The 13,679-nt window shown below is 69.4% G+C and carries 11 protein-coding genes; 6 read left to right on the top strand and 5 right to left on the bottom strand.

The window, feature by feature from the left end:
- Positions 1-29 precede the first annotated feature (29 nt).
- Together KY497_RS01660 and KY497_RS16560 are read left to right on the top strand one after the other, a co-directional pair.
- Complete coding sequence (locus KY497_RS01660) at positions 30-1,139, top strand: 13E12 repeat family protein (protein WP_258185806.1); 1,110 nt, start codon at positions 30-32, stop codon at positions 1,137-1,139.
- Positions 1,115-1,417: an HNH endonuclease gene (locus tag KY497_RS16560; RefSeq protein ID WP_308813127.1), complete on the top strand. Its 303-nt coding sequence runs from the start codon at positions 1,115-1,117 to the stop codon at positions 1,415-1,417. The genes KY497_RS01660 and KY497_RS16560 overlap by 25 nt, the downstream gene beginning before the upstream one ends.
- A gap of 101 nt (positions 1,418-1,518) precedes the next feature.
- Here the strand turns inward: KY497_RS16560 and KY497_RS01655 are convergent, their stop codons facing one another.
- From KY497_RS01655 to KY497_RS01640, 4 genes are read right to left on the bottom strand one after another with little or no spacing between them, the layout of a single operon-like run.
- On the bottom strand, positions 1,519-2,094 hold the full coding sequence (locus KY497_RS01655) for an ECF transporter S component (RefSeq protein ID WP_219869667.1): 576 nt from the start codon (positions 2,092-2,094) through the stop codon (positions 1,519-1,521).
- Positions 2,091-2,966 carry a siderophore-interacting protein gene (locus tag KY497_RS01650; RefSeq protein WP_141386534.1) on the bottom strand — a complete coding sequence of 292 codons (876 nt, stop codon included), beginning with the start codon at positions 2,964-2,966 and terminating at the stop codon, positions 2,091-2,093. Before KY497_RS01650 ends, KY497_RS01655 begins: the two co-directional genes overlap by 4 nt.
- Before the next feature lie 10 nt (positions 2,967-2,976).
- Positions 2,977-3,795: an energy-coupling factor transporter transmembrane component T gene (locus tag KY497_RS01645; RefSeq protein ID WP_375140918.1), complete on the bottom strand. Its 819-nt coding sequence runs from the start codon at positions 3,793-3,795 to the stop codon at positions 2,977-2,979.
- The gene (locus KY497_RS01640) at positions 3,792-5,498 is read right to left on the bottom strand and encodes an ABC transporter ATP-binding protein (protein WP_219869666.1); all 1,707 of its coding nucleotides are present in this window, start codon (positions 5,496-5,498) and stop codon (positions 3,792-3,794) included. The genes KY497_RS01645 and KY497_RS01640 overlap by 4 nt, the downstream gene beginning before the upstream one ends.
- A gap of 184 nt (positions 5,499-5,682) precedes the next feature.
- Here KY497_RS01640 and KY497_RS01635 point away from each other — a divergent pair, with 184 nt between their 5' ends.
- Positions 5,683-7,011, top strand: a complete 1,329-nt coding sequence (locus KY497_RS01635; RefSeq protein WP_219869665.1) for a heparan-alpha-glucosaminide N-acetyltransferase domain-containing protein — start codon at positions 5,683-5,685, stop codon at positions 7,009-7,011.
- On the opposite strand, the gene KY497_RS01630 is transcribed toward KY497_RS01635, so the two are convergent.
- Positions 6,983-7,528: an ECF transporter S component gene (locus KY497_RS01630; RefSeq protein ID WP_017831382.1), complete on the bottom strand. Its 546-nt coding sequence runs from the start codon at positions 7,526-7,528 to the stop codon at positions 6,983-6,985. The genes KY497_RS01635 and KY497_RS01630 overlap by 29 nt on opposite strands.
- A gap of 187 nt (positions 7,529-7,715) precedes the next feature.
- Here KY497_RS01630 and KY497_RS01625 point away from each other — a divergent pair, with 187 nt between their 5' ends.
- The 3 genes from KY497_RS01625 (at position 7,716) to KY497_RS01615 (ending at position 13,660) form a co-directional block, all read left to right on the top strand.
- Positions 7,716-10,943: a S8 family serine peptidase gene (locus KY497_RS01625; RefSeq protein WP_219869664.1), complete on the top strand. Its 3,228-nt coding sequence runs from the start codon at positions 7,716-7,718 to the stop codon at positions 10,941-10,943.
- 184 nt (positions 10,944-11,127) lie between these two features.
- A complete protein-coding gene (locus tag KY497_RS01620; RefSeq protein ID WP_219869663.1) occupies positions 11,128-13,413 on the top strand; it encodes a carbon starvation CstA family protein in 2,286 nt (761 codons plus the stop codon).
- Between the two features lies 1 nt (position 13,414).
- A complete protein-coding gene (locus KY497_RS01615; protein ID WP_229778960.1) occupies positions 13,415-13,660 on the top strand; it encodes a YbdD/YjiX family protein in 246 nt (81 codons plus the stop codon).
- The last annotated feature ends 19 nt before the right edge of the window (positions 13,661-13,679 follow it).

Raw genomic sequence — 13,679 nt, 5'->3', positions numbered from 1 at the left:
TGTCGAGACCGTTCGCGGTAGAATCGAGTATGTCGAAATTGACCGCGTTGCACGAGGCGATGTCACGCCTCGATGAGGCGTGGTCAGATGCCGGTGACTCCGGGGATCTGTCCCGCGAGCAGCTGATCGAGGTGAGCGCGTCTATCGGGGTGCTGCGGCGTCGGTTGGATGCCGTGCATGTGTCGGTGGCGGCGTGCATCTCCCGCGAGTCGCGTCCAGAGCTCGGGGCGGAGAGCCTGGCCAAGCAGCAGGGCTACCGCAGCCCGGCGACGTTGATCGCGGCAGCCACGGGGGTGTCGACCGGTGATGCGTCGCGCCTCGTCAAGGTGGGAGAGGCGACGGCACCCCGGAGCGACCTTCTGGGTGCGCGTCTGCCGGCGAAGTATCCGCTGGTGAGCGAGGCGCTGGAATCGGGGGCCCTCGGTGCTCCCGCCGCCGCGATGATCATCGGGTTGCTCGATCGTTGTCGGGTCGCCACGGGGGTGGAGCGTGTCGTCGAAGCCGAGCGCATGCTGGCGGAGAAGGCGGCAGGTCTGGCACTCGACCATGTGCGAAAGCTCGTGGTCCGTGCAGAAGCATGGCTCGATCCGGATGGTCTGGAGCCTCGGGAGGAAGAGCGCCGCGGCAGGCGCGCGCTGACACTGTTCGAGCGTGAGGGAATGGTGCATCTGAACGCGGTGCTCGATGTCGAGACCGCTGCGCCCGTGGTCACCGCGATCCGGGGCTATGTGACCGCCGTGTTCGCCGCGCGGAAAGACGCGCCCGATGCGGAGGCGCCCGATGCGGATCGGCGGACGGTGCCGATGATCCAGGCCGACGCCCTCGCGGTGTTCTGCGCGCACGTGCTCGGGTGCGAGCAGCGGGCGCCGGTCGCCGGTGCGACGGTGATCGTGCGGATGAACCTCGACGATCTGGAGGCCGGCACGGGGTCGGCGACCGTGGACGGGGTCGATCAGCCGGTCAGCGTCGGGGCCGCGCGGCGGATGGCGGCCGGGGGCGGCGTGATCCCGTGTGTTCTCGGCGGAGACAGCGAGATCCTCGATTGGGACGGGAGAAGCGGTTGTTCACCCGGGCGCAACGGCTGGCGCTGGTGGAGCGTGATGGGGGATGCGCGATGTGCGGGTTGCCGCCGGAGATGACGAGGGCGCATCACATTCGATGGTGGAGACGAGACCACGGGCCGACCGATCTCTCCAACGGGGTGCTGCTGTGCGAAACATGTCACCATCGCATCCACGACAACGGGTGGCAGATCCGCATCGATACTGCCGGGAGCGGGAGCGGGAGCGGGAGCGGGAGTGGGAGCGGGAGCGGGATCGGTGCGGCGGGGCGGGTGTGGTTCATTCCGCCGCGATACGTCGACTCTGCACGAACCCCGAGGCTCGGAGGCCGCGCACGCTTCGACATCGCGGCCTGACCACGTCGCTGCCTGACCACGTCGCTGTCTGACGACGTCGCGGCTCGACGTCACGGCCCGGCGATGTCACCGCCCGGCGTGTGCGGCTGCGCTCGCGCGGTTCAGCGGCGCCTGCCGACTCCCGCCCTGCGGAGACGGTCGGCGATCAGGATGCCGAGGGCCGTGCCGCCGACACAGCTGGCGATCGTCACGGCGAAGAAGGCGATCTGGGCGAAGAGAGACATGGACCCGAGGTCGAACCACGCCCACGCCGAGATCGGATACACGATGCCCACGATGAGGGCACCGAGATAGTGCATCCAGGTGCCCCAGTAGCGCCAGAGCACGAACAGGAACGGCAGCTCCGTGAAGGCGGCCCACCAGAGATTGGTCAGCACGGTGCTGAAACCGTATCCGGAGAACGGCACCATCACGAGACCGGCGATCAGCGCGACGAGCAGTCCGACGAGCGGACGATGCAGCAGCCGCAGCGCGATCACCGACGGCAGCAGCCAGAGACCGGCGAGCGCCATGCCCGCGAACGGGAGCGGCCCGGTCAGCACGGTCGAGAACCAGTTCATCGGTGCGAGAAGCACCGCTCCCGCCACACCGAGCGCCGCACAGGTCAGCAGGATGACGGTGGGGAAGCGGAATCGTCCGCCGGTGCGGGGCGACCGGCCCGCGACATCCGCGCTCATGCCAGGGGCTCCGCCGCGGCCTCGCGAGCGGCCTTCGACGCGGGGGAGGCTGCACCGACCCGCCAGTACCCGCAGAAGCTCACCGCATTCTTGTCCACCCCGCGCTCACCGACGAGGTGCTTGCGGGCGCCGGAGGCGAGCGCCTGCTCGCCCGCCGCATAGGCGTGGAACGGAGCCTCCGGCAGGGTTGTGCGGGCGAGCGCGTCCAGAGCGAGCGAACCGGGAGCGACGCCGTGCGGTCGCACGATCCGCACGACCTCGATGCCCGAGGGATGCGCGAACTCCAGCGCATCCTCCTCGCTCGGCGTCTCCACGATCGCGGTACCGATGGCGCCGGCCGGAAGCGAGGCACAGATCGAGGCGATCGCGGGCAGGGCGGTCTCATCGCCGACGAGCACGACGCGATCCACGCCGCGCTGCGGATTGAACGTGAGCCCCTCGTCGATGATCAGAACATGCTCGCCCGGCCGGCAGGTCTCGGCCCACCGCGAGGCCGGTCCGGCGGTACCGTCGGCCGCCGATCCGTGCAGCACGAAGTCCACGTCGATCTCGGCGCCGGCATCCGCGGTCGCCGGGCGGAATGCCCGCACGCTGTAGTTGCGCATCACCGGACGCTCGCCGTCGGGGATGCGCAGGAACTTCAGATACCCGAACACCTTGTTCGCCTTCGCCGGCACCCGCTCCAGGCCCGCATCACCCCCGATCGGGAGGAACAGCCGGAACCACTGGTCGAACCCCATCGGGCGGAACTTCTCGATCTCGCCGCCGCCGAGCGTCACACGGATCCAGTGCGTCGACAGCCGTTGCGTGCGCAGCACGACCAGGTGGATGAGATCGGCCGACTCGGGTTTGACCATCTTGCTGTAGGCCACGATGCGCCTTTCAGGGAAGCTGCCAGGGGAAGGACACGACGAAGATCGCCGCCGACGCCAGCAGGGTCGCGACGGTGAAGACGGTGTCCCGTGTGCGGAACGGGACGAGGTGTCGTTCTGTGCGCGTCGAGTGCGCACCGAATGCACGCGAGTCCATCGCGAGTGCCACGCGCTCTGCGTGACGGATGGCCCCGGCCAGCAGCGGCACGATGTACCCCCACCCCCGAGCGATGCGCGCGAAGGGTCCGCGTCCGCCGTGATACCCGCGCACCCGATGAGCGGCCCTGATCACCGACAGCTCATGGCCGAACCGCGGCACGAACCGGAACGCGGCCAGGGCCGTGTAGCCGATCCGGTAGGGAACCCGCAGCTGCTGCACACTGGCCCGCACGAGATCGGGGCCGCTGGTGGTGAGTCCGCCGATGAGCGCGAGCGCGACGATGGAGCCGAGCCGCAGCGCGGTCGCGAAACCGATCAGCAGGGCCCTGCTGTAGAGCGTCCAGTCGCCGATCTGCAGGACGGGGGCACTGCCGGCGACGAGGCCGGCATCGACCCACAGCGAGAAGCCGACACCGATCAGAAGCATGCCGGCGGGGAGCCCGAGCAGCAGCAGGGCGAGGAGTCTGCCCGTCAGGCGTGCGCCGACCAGGATCAGGGCGTAGGCGAGCACCAGGAAGGCCACAGGGGTGGCCAGATCCCGCACGAAGACCAGCAGCACCATCGCCGGCGCGAATCCGGCGATCTTCGCGAGCGGGTTCAGCGCGTACAGGAACTGTCGCCGCGATGTCGCCGTCATCCGTGCGTAAGGGTCGAACGTCGCCGTGGTCACGAGGTCGCTCCAAGCCCGGCGGAGGTCAGCACGCGCTGCAGGGCCGGCAGGCGCAGTCCCGCCGCGGCGAACAGCTGCTCGTCCTGCAGAAGAGCGGCGGTGGGCCCGACCGCCCGCACCCGACCATCGGCGAGGACGACGACGTGAGTGGCGTGCTCGGCCACGAGCTGGAGGTCATGCGTGACGATCACGATCGTCGTGCCCTCCTCACGCAGGTTCTGCAGCAGATTGAGGAGCTCGGCGGCCCTGGCGCGATCCTGTCCGAAGGTGGGTTCGTCGAGCGCCAGCACGCGCGGACGGGTGATCAGCGCGGTACCCACCGACAGTCGCCGCTTCTCGCCGCCGGAGAGCAGGAACGGATGCACGTCCGCCTTGTGCTCCAGCCCGAAGCGAATGAGCATCTCGTCGACGCGGGCCGAGATCTCGGCATCCGGCACGTGGCGCAGCCGCAGACCGTGGGCCAGCTCGTCGAAGACCGTCGCCGCGATGAACTGGTGCTCCGGATTCTGGAACACGAACCCGATGCGTGCGGCGAGGTCGCGCGGAGACGCGGCCCCCGCGTCGACGCCGTCCACGGATACCTGCCCGCGCGGTGGGGGGACGACGCCCGCGAGTGCCTGGATCAGCGTGGTCTTGCCCGCACCGTTCGCCCCGACGATGGCCGTGAGGCTGCCGGCCTCGAGGTCGAGGTCGATCCCGTGCAGGATCTCCGTCCGGCGTCGGCGCACGGTCAGCCCGCGGGCGCGGATGATCGGCGGCGCCTGGCGTCCCGTCTCGCCGTCGCTCTGGTCGCTCAGCGGCCCGGAACCTCCGGCGCCGGGCGGCCGGGCGGAGCGGGAGGAGAGTCCCTCGCGCTCGAGCGCGGCAGCGAGCTCCTGCGGCGACAGCGGCAGTGGGTCGAGGGAGATCCCCTGGCTCCGAAGGCGCAGCGCCGCCAGGGTGGCGCCGGGAAGCCACACGCCCATCCCTACCAGCTCATCGGCATGCTCGCGGATGACCTCGGCGGCCGGTCCGTCGAAGGCGACGCGGCCTTCGCGGTCGAGCACGATCGCACGCGTGACGAACGCCATCGCCGCGTCGAGGTTGTGCTCCACGAGCAGGATGGCGCGGTCTCCGGCGGCGACGACCTCCGCCAGGGCGGCGTACACGTCGTCGATGCCCTGGGGGTCGAGGTTGGCCGTCGGCTCGTCGAGCACGATCAGCGCCGATCCCATCGCGAGAGCGCCCGCGATCGCGAGTCTCTGCCTCCCTCCGCCGGAGAGATGGTCGGGGTTCTCCTCGCGCCGATCCCAGAGGCCGACCCGTCGCAGCGCTTCCTCGACGCGACTCTCGACGACATCGAGCGGGAGCAGCAGGTTCTCGGGGCCGAACGCGACCTCGTCGTAGACGCTTCCGGCGACGATCTGCGCATCGGGGTCCTGGAAGACCATCGCGACCTGTGTGCTCAGCACGGCCGTCTGCGCGCTCGCGGTGTCGATCCCGCCCGCCTCGACGGTGCCGACCATACGCGCGGGGAGCGCGTGGGGGATCAGGCCGTTCAGCGCGAGGGTGAGCGTCGACTTGCCGGAACCGGACGGCCCGAGCAGGAGCACGACTTCGCCCGCGTCGATGTCGAAGGTCACATCGCGCGGTGAGGGGTGCGCCGCATCGGCGTGGGTGAGCGAGAGCTCACGCACGCGGAGCAGGGGCGCGGATGGGCGCACGGTGGAGTCCCGGGTCGGCGGATCGTACCCCTCTAACTTAGCTGAGCCTTACCTGATAATCCATGCGCGCAGAAGCCCTCTTCCGGATGACAGCGGTCGTCCCGAAGGCGGACGCGCTGCGCCCGCCCGCAGGGCATCGTCGTAGAGGCGGCATTCTGTGCGCCGAACGGAACAAGGGGAGAACGTGCGAGAAGACACGAACACGATCGCGATCGCGAAGCCGCAGGAGAGCGGACGCGCGCCGACGCGCCGCGAAGGCGGGACCGGATCCCGGGGAGAGCTCGGCCGTATGGTCGGCATCGACTTCGCCCGGTTCCTGGCGATCATCGGCATGTTCTGCGCGCACCTCCTCCCGCCGGTCGGCATGCCGGGCCACATCTCCTGGCTGTCGAACGTCGTCGACGGGAACGCGTCGACCCTGTTCGCGGTCGTGGGCGGGATCAGCGTGGTCCTGGCGACCCGCTCCTACCTGGAGCGGGGGCACATCGCGGCGGCCCGGTGGGCGATGGCTGTGCGCGGTCTCCTCGTCATCGTGCTCGGGGCCACGCTCGCCCTGGCGCCGGGGAGCATCGTCGTCGTCCTCGTCTACTTCGGGGTGGCGATGCTGGGCAGCATCCCGTTCCTGCGGATGGGCGCGAAGGGACTGCTCGTGTGGGCAGGAGTCCTCGCGGTCGTCGGCCCCATCCTCAACGCCCAGCTGCGAGGGATGATCGGCGTCGTCGGAGAGGGCGGCGGTGTGAGCTGGCCGCAGTGGGGAGAGCCGCTGGTGGCTCTGCTGGCGGTCTTCGTCACCGGGACCTACCCCGTCATCACCTGGATCGTCTACGTGCTCGTGGGCATGGCCGTAGCGAAGCTGCTGATCGGCGCACGCCGGAATGCGGCGGAGCCCCGTCTCCTCGCCTGGATGGCCGGAGTCGGCGCTCTTCTCGCCGTGCTCGCGGTGTCGGTCAGTGCCCTGGTCGACGGTCTCTTCGGGCGCGCTGCGGTGGTCGCGACGATGCCGGTGGAGGCCGCCGAGGCGATCGACGGCCTGGTCGGATCCCCGGGCTTCGGCGCACCGCTCTCCCCGGAGTGGTGGGCGCTCGCGCTGCAGACTCCGCACACGGGAACGACCCTCGACATCCTGCGCGGCGTCGGCATCGCCCTCTTCGTCATCGCGAGCATGCTGTTCCTCGCCGGCGTCCTCCCGAAGGCCGCCCTCCGCGTGCTGGAGCCGATCAGGGCGGCGGGAGCCGCACCGCTCACGGTCTACACGCTCCACGTCCTCGCGGCGGCTGCCGCGACCGTCGCATTGGCGTCCGTCGGTCAGATCGACGCGCCGGCCGACATCCCGTGGTGGTACCTCGGGCCGGGGATCCTCGGGGTCCACATCCTGGGGGCGCTCGTCGTCGGTGCGATCCTGGCCGCGCTGCAGCGTCGTGGTCCGCTCGAAGCGCTCGTGAGCTCGATCTCGGGCGCGGTCGCGAGACGGCTGGGAGCGATGCCTACCGGCGGGCGACGCCGGCGCGACTGAGCGCCGAGCCGATCGCGAGGCCGACAGCGGTCCACGCGATGGGTCCGAGCACGGAGATCGCGAGGTACAGCAGCTGCGCCCACAGCGGCATCACCGAGAGGTGAGCGGCGAAGAACACCACGACCGCGACGAAGACGCCGATGATCGCCGCCGAGAGGAAGAAGCGCCACGGTCCCCAGGAGCGATAGCGGGTGAGGGCGGCCACCCCCTCCTGGATCAGGCCGAACAGCAGCGCGGTGCCGATGAAGCGCAGCGCCCAGGCGGGGTTGAAGGCGCTCGCGATCAGGGCGGCGAACACATGGGTGATGAGCGCGACGAGCGGAAGGCGCAGCACCTCCTGCGCGATGATGCCCGGCAGCACGTGCGAACCGAGCACGAGGCCGTAGAGGAACAGCAGCGGACTGGCCAGCAGGACAGGCGTCACCCAGCCGGCGATGCCCGCGAGGATGCCCGTCGCGACACCGATCGCCGCGCAGACGAGCAGTACGCGGGTCGACAGGACGGAGGTGCGGGCCACCTCTCCAGCTTACTGTCGACGTATCGGGAGGGCGGCCGTGGATAACCCTGGTCGATCGGCGAATGCGGGTTGGTCGATCGGCCAGATCTTGCGTCGATCGCCGAGAGCCGGACTATGTTGGCCGCGGTGCAGCACGCGGCTGCGCCGTGATCATCGGGAGCACCACATGGGTCGAACACCCCTCCGGATGGCAGCCGCCACCACCCTGGCCACGCTGTTCATCGCATCGACGGCAACCACCGGCTACGCCGCGACGGAGGACGTGACGCACCCCGTCCCCGTCGCAGGCACCCCCGGGCACTACATCGTGGTGATGAAGTCGGATCCGCTCGCCACCTACGAAGGCGACGTCACGGGTCTGAAGGCCACCAAGCCCGCCGAAGGCGAGCAGCTGGAGACGCAGTCGCAGGATTCGCAACGCTATGTCGAGCATCTGCAGACCGAGCAGACCGACCTCGTCAGCGACATCGGCGTCACCCCCGACACCACCTACCAGGTGGTGCTGAACGGCTTCAGTGCCGACCTCAGCGGCGAACAGGTCGACGCGCTTCGTGCGTCGAAGGACGTCATCGGGGTGTACCCGGATGAGATCCGTCACCCCGATGCGCAGACGTCGACCGACTACCTCGGGCTCGGCGACGACCGCAAGGGCCGCGGCGGCGTGTGGCAGCAGACCGGCGGGGTCGAGAAAGCCGGAGAGGGCGTCGTGGTCGGCGTGATCGACACCGGCATCGCCCCCGAGCACCCCTCGTTCGAGGGCAAGAAGATCAAGAAGCAGAAGAAGCAGCACAACCGCAACAAGGGCGCTCAGCCCTACACCGACGGCACCTACGTCTACTTCGACAAGTCGGACGGCGGGCAGTTCCAGGCAGCGATGGTCGAGGGCCAGGACTGGGACAAGAGCGACTACTCGTCGAAGCTCATCGGCGGACAGTACTTCTACGCCGGAGCTGAGGCGGCCGGTTTCGATTTCCAGTACGACTACCTCTCGCCCCGTGACGGTGACGGCCACGGCTCTCACACCGCGAGCACCGCGGCGGGCAACTTCAAGGTCAAGGCCAGCATCGAGAACGTCGATTTCGGCACGATCTCGGGAGTCGCGCCCGCGGCGAAGATCTCGGCCTACAAGGCCTGCTACGTCGGTCCAGACACGACGGTGACCACGGATGATATCTGCGCGCAGAGCGACCTGATCGCCGCGATCGACCAGGCCGTCGCCGACGGCGTCGACGTGATCAACTACTCCATCGGCGGAGGCGCCGCGAGCACCGTGATGGCTCCGGAGGACCTCGCGTTCTTCAACGCCGCAGCCGCGGGTGTCTTCGTCGCGACGAGCGCCGGCAACGACGGCCCCGACCCGGTCACGGCCGATCACGCATCGCCCTGGTACACGACGGTCGCCGCCTCCACCATCCCCACCTGGGAGGGCACGGTGCAGTTCGACGGATTCGCGCAGGCCGGAGCCTCGGTGAGCGTGCCGTTCGGGCAGAAGGTCACCGGTCCCTCGATCGCCGCCGTGGATGCCGCCGCCGCAGGAGCCGCCGATCCGCAGCTCTGCCTGCCCGGCACCCTCGACCCCGCGAAGGTCGCCGGCCACATCGTGGTCTGCGATCGCGGAGGCAACGCCCGCGCCGAGAAGTCGCAGGTGGTCAAGGACGCCGGTGGCATGGGCATGGTCCTCGTGAACGTGCCCGGTGGAGCCGACTCGCTCGACAACGACTTCCACGCCGTTCCGACCGTGCACCTGAACGCCGTGCACCGCGCCGCCGTGCTCGCGTACGTGCAGGGCGGCGTGGACCGTCCGATCACCCTCGTCGGTGAGAACACCACGGGCGTGACCACCCCGACGCCGCAGATCGCGGGATTCTCGAGCCGCGGACCGATGCTGGCCGACGGCAGCGATGTCATGAAGCCGGACGTCGCGGCTCCCGGTGTCGCGATCCTCGCGGCGACCGAGAACGCACCGGGCGAGAAGCCGACCTTCGGCATCCTCTCCGGCACGTCGATGGCCTCTCCGCACGTCGCAGGTCTCGCGGCTCTGTACCTCGGCGAGCGTCCCAAGGCGACGCCGGCTGAGATCAAGTCGGCGATGATGACCACCGCCTACGACACGGTGCTGCCCGACGGATCGAAGAACAAGAACCCGTTCGAGCAGGGTGCGGGGCAGGTCGATCCGAAGCGGTACCTGAACCCGGGTCTGCTCTACCTCAACGGGGTCAAGGACTGGGCGGCGTTCCTCGACGGGAAGGGGCTGTCGGACTTCCCCGGCATCGACCCGATCGACGGCAGCGATCTGAACCAGGCGTCGATCTCGATCGGCTCGCTGACCAGCGCGCAGACCGTCACCCGCACGGTCACCTCGACCGAGAAGGGCACCTTCACCGCCAAGGCCTCGGTGCCGGGAGTGAACATCAAAGTCACACCTCAGCAGCTCAAGTTCGACCGCCCCGGCCAGACGAAGACCTTCACGGTCACGTTCGACAACGCCAGCGCCCCCGTGGAGCAGTGGGCCACCGGCTCGCTGACCTGGACGAGTGCGAAGAACTCGGTGCGGTCGCCGATCGCGCTGTTCCCGGTCACGGCCGACGCTCCGGCGGAGGTCACGGGCACCGGCGTCGACGGCAGCACCACGGTGGACATCACCCCCGGCCTCACCGGTGATCTGGCACTCGGACTCTCGGGTCTGACGCCGTTCGAGATGCTCGCCGACGCGGACAACCCCGTCGACGGTCACTCGGGAGACGAGAAGTCGGGCGACGCGAACAAGGACGTGTCGTGGATCGTGAACGTGCCCGAGGGGACGACGCTGTCGAGGTTCGACCTCGACTCGTCCGACGACAAGGGCAGCGACCTCGACCTCACCGTGTACCGGGTGGTGAGCCCGGACGACCTGCAGTACTACCAGCGCTGGCGCTCGGCGAACGGCTCGGCGGACGAGCAGGTCACGATCCCGTCGCCGACGGCCGGTACGTACCTCGTGGTGGCGAACATCTACTCCACGACGGGCCCGATGACGTGGGACATGACCTACGCCAACGTGCTGCCCGACGGCGAGGGCGACCTCACCGCCACGCCGAACCCGCTCGCCGCGGTCCGCGGTAAGCAGATGTCGTACGACCTCAGCTGGACCGGTCTGACCGCCGGCACGCGCTACCTCGGGCTCGTGCAGTACGGCGACTCCGATGTACGCACCGTGCTGACGGTCGACGTGCCGAAGGCGAAGGCACCGGAGGCTCCGGCGCCGGAGACCCCGGCGCCGGAGACCCCGGCGCCGGAGACCCCGGCGCCGGAGACCCCGGCACCGGAGGCTCCTGCACCGCAGACCCCGGCACCGGAGACGAGCGCCCCGGCGACGCCCGCACCGGAGACCCCCGCACCGGAGACCCCGGCACCGCGCGGGGAGAAGAGGGAGTAGTCCGCACGCGACACCGCACAGCACCCCGTGGTCGATGGACCGCGGGGTGCTGTGCTGCGTGCGCGCATCCGTTCACCGCGTGATCCGCGCCGCTCGTCGCAGCATCCACTCGCTCGGCCCCGTGCGGCGGCATCGCTTTCCTAACGTGGGGGAACGCAACGTCGCGTATCCCGAGGAGACCTCCATGACCGCACCTTCGTCGCGCCGCCGCGACGGCGCCGGACTCGTCGACGACGAGCCCGTGATCGTCACCGATCCGAAACTCCCCTCCGTCGCCCTCACCGAGGAGCACCACGAGAAGGCGAACCGCTGGACTGTGCCGAAGATCATCCTGTGGGCCGCGATCGCGCTCCTGGGCGCCGTCGCCTGGACCATGCTCGCGATCGTCCGCGGCGAGACCGTCAACGCGATCTGGTTCGTGTTCGCCGCGGTGTGCACCTACCTCATCGGTTATCGGTTCTACTCCAAGGTGATCGAGAAGTACATCACCCGCCCCGATGACCGCAGGGCCACGCCCGCCGAGGTGAAGCAGGACGGCAAGGACTACGTCCCCACCGACCGTCGCGTGCTCTACGGCCACCACTTCGCGGCCATCGCCGGTGCCGGACCGCTCGTCGGTCCCGTGCTCGCCGCGCAGATGGGGTACCTCCCCGGCACGATCTGGATCATCGTGGGCGTCGTGCTCGCCGGCGCCGTGCAGGACTACACCGTGCTGTTCTTCTCGATGCGCCGCGGCGGACGCACGATCGGCCAGATGGCCCGTCAGGAGCTCGGCCGGATCGGCGGCACCGCCGCGATCATCGCCTCGCTGCTGATCATGCTGATCATCGTCGCGATCCTCGCCCTCGTCGTCGTCAACGCGCTGGGGGAGAGCCCGTGGGGCGTGTTCTCGGTCGCGATGACCATCCCGATCGCGCTCTTCATGGGCGTCTACCTGCGCTACCTCCGCCCCGGCAAGGTCACCGAGGTGTCGATCATCGGCTTCGTGCTGCTGATGGCCGCGATCATCGGCGGAGGCTGGGTCGCCGGTACCGAGTGGGGTCAGGCGATCTTCCACCTCGACCGCACGACCATCGCCTGGGGCATCATCGTCTACGGCTTCATCGCCGCCGTGCTTCCGGTCTGGCTGCTGCTCGCCCCGCGCGACTACCTGTCGACCTTCATGAAGATCGGCGTGATCGTCATGCTCGCGGGAGCCATCGTCCTCGTGCGCCCCGAGATCACCGTCCCCGCCGTCAGCGTCTTCGGCGAGAACGGCATGGGACCGGTGTTCGCAGGGCCCCTCTTCCCCTTCCTGTTCGTCACGATCGCGTGCGGGGCGCTCTCCGGGTTCCATGCGCTGATCGCGTCCGGAACCACTCCGAAACTCATCGAGAAGGAGCGTCAGACGCGCTTCATCGGCTACGGCGGCATGCTCATGGAGTCGTTCGTCGCGATCATGGCCCTCGTCGCCGCGATCTCGATCGACCAGGGCATCTACTTCGCGATGAACGCCCCGACGGCCGCGACAGGGGGAACAGTCGAGGGGGCGGTGGCCTTCGTGAACTCGCTGGGCCTGACGGGGGTGAACCTCACACCCGAGATGCTCACCGGCACGGCAGCCGCGGTCGGCGAGGAGTCGATCGTCTCCCGCACCGGAGGGGCGCCGACGCTCGCGCTCGGCCTCGCGCACATCATGCAGCAGGCGCTCGGCGGTCAGGCGATGATGGCTTTCTGGTACCACTTCGCGATCATGTTCGAGGCGCTGTTCATCCTCACCGCCGTCGACGCCGGCACCCGCGTCGCCCGCTTCATGCTGCAGGACTCGATCGGCGCCTGGTTCCCCAAGTTCCGCGACGTCTCGTGGCGCCCCGGAGTGTGGATCTGCACCGCGATCATGGTGGCCGGCTGGGGAGCGATCCTCATCCTCGGGGTGACCGACCCGCTCGGCGGCATCAACACCTTCTTCCCGCTGTTCGGCATCGCGAACCAGCTGCTCGCCGCGATCGCGCTCGCCGTGGTGATGGCCATCGTCGCCAAGCGCGGTCGGAGCTACGTCAAGTGGCTGTGGATCATCGGGCTGCCGCTCGCGTTCACCGCGGTCGTGACCATCACGGCTTCGCTGTACAAGATCGCGTCTCCGGTTCCGGCGATCGGCTACTGGGCGAATCACTTCCGCTACGTCGCCGCCCGCGACAGCGGAGACACCTCGCTCGGTGAGCCCCAGGTGCTCGACGCCGTCATCCGCAACACCGCCGTGCAGGGCACGCTCTCGATCATCTTCGTGACCCTCGCCATCGTCGTCATGGTGGCCGCCGTCATCGTGACGATCAAGGCGATCCGCAACGGCGGCGGCGAGAACACCGAGGAGGCCCCCGTGGCCTCGCGCCGCTTCGCTCCGGCAGGGTTCCTGCCGAGCGCCGAGGAGCGCGAACTCGAGAAGCAGTGGGAGCCGCTCCTGGCCGACGAGCGCAAGGCGTCGACCCACTGAGATGGCCGACACCATGAACCGGGCGGATGCCGCGACCACCCTCGTGTGGACGCTCGTCAGCGCCGTGGCGCGGGCCGGGCGCGGCATCCGCTGGTACATCACGACACTGATGGGCGACAGTGCCTATGCGACGTATGTCGCCCATCAGCGTCGTCAGCACCCGGACGAGGAGCCGCTGACCGAACGGCAGTTCTGGCGGCAGCGGATGGACGACCAGGATCGCAACCCCGGTGCCCGCTGCTGCTGAGCGCGGTGTCGTCGGTGCC

Origin of the sequence: Microbacterium sp. PAMC22086 (assembly GCF_019443525.1) — a bacterium.
GTDB classification, from domain to species: Bacteria; Actinomycetota; Actinomycetes; order Actinomycetales; family Microbacteriaceae; genus Microbacterium; species Microbacterium maritypicum.
This window is presented reverse-complemented; position numbering and strand designations above follow the sequence as displayed.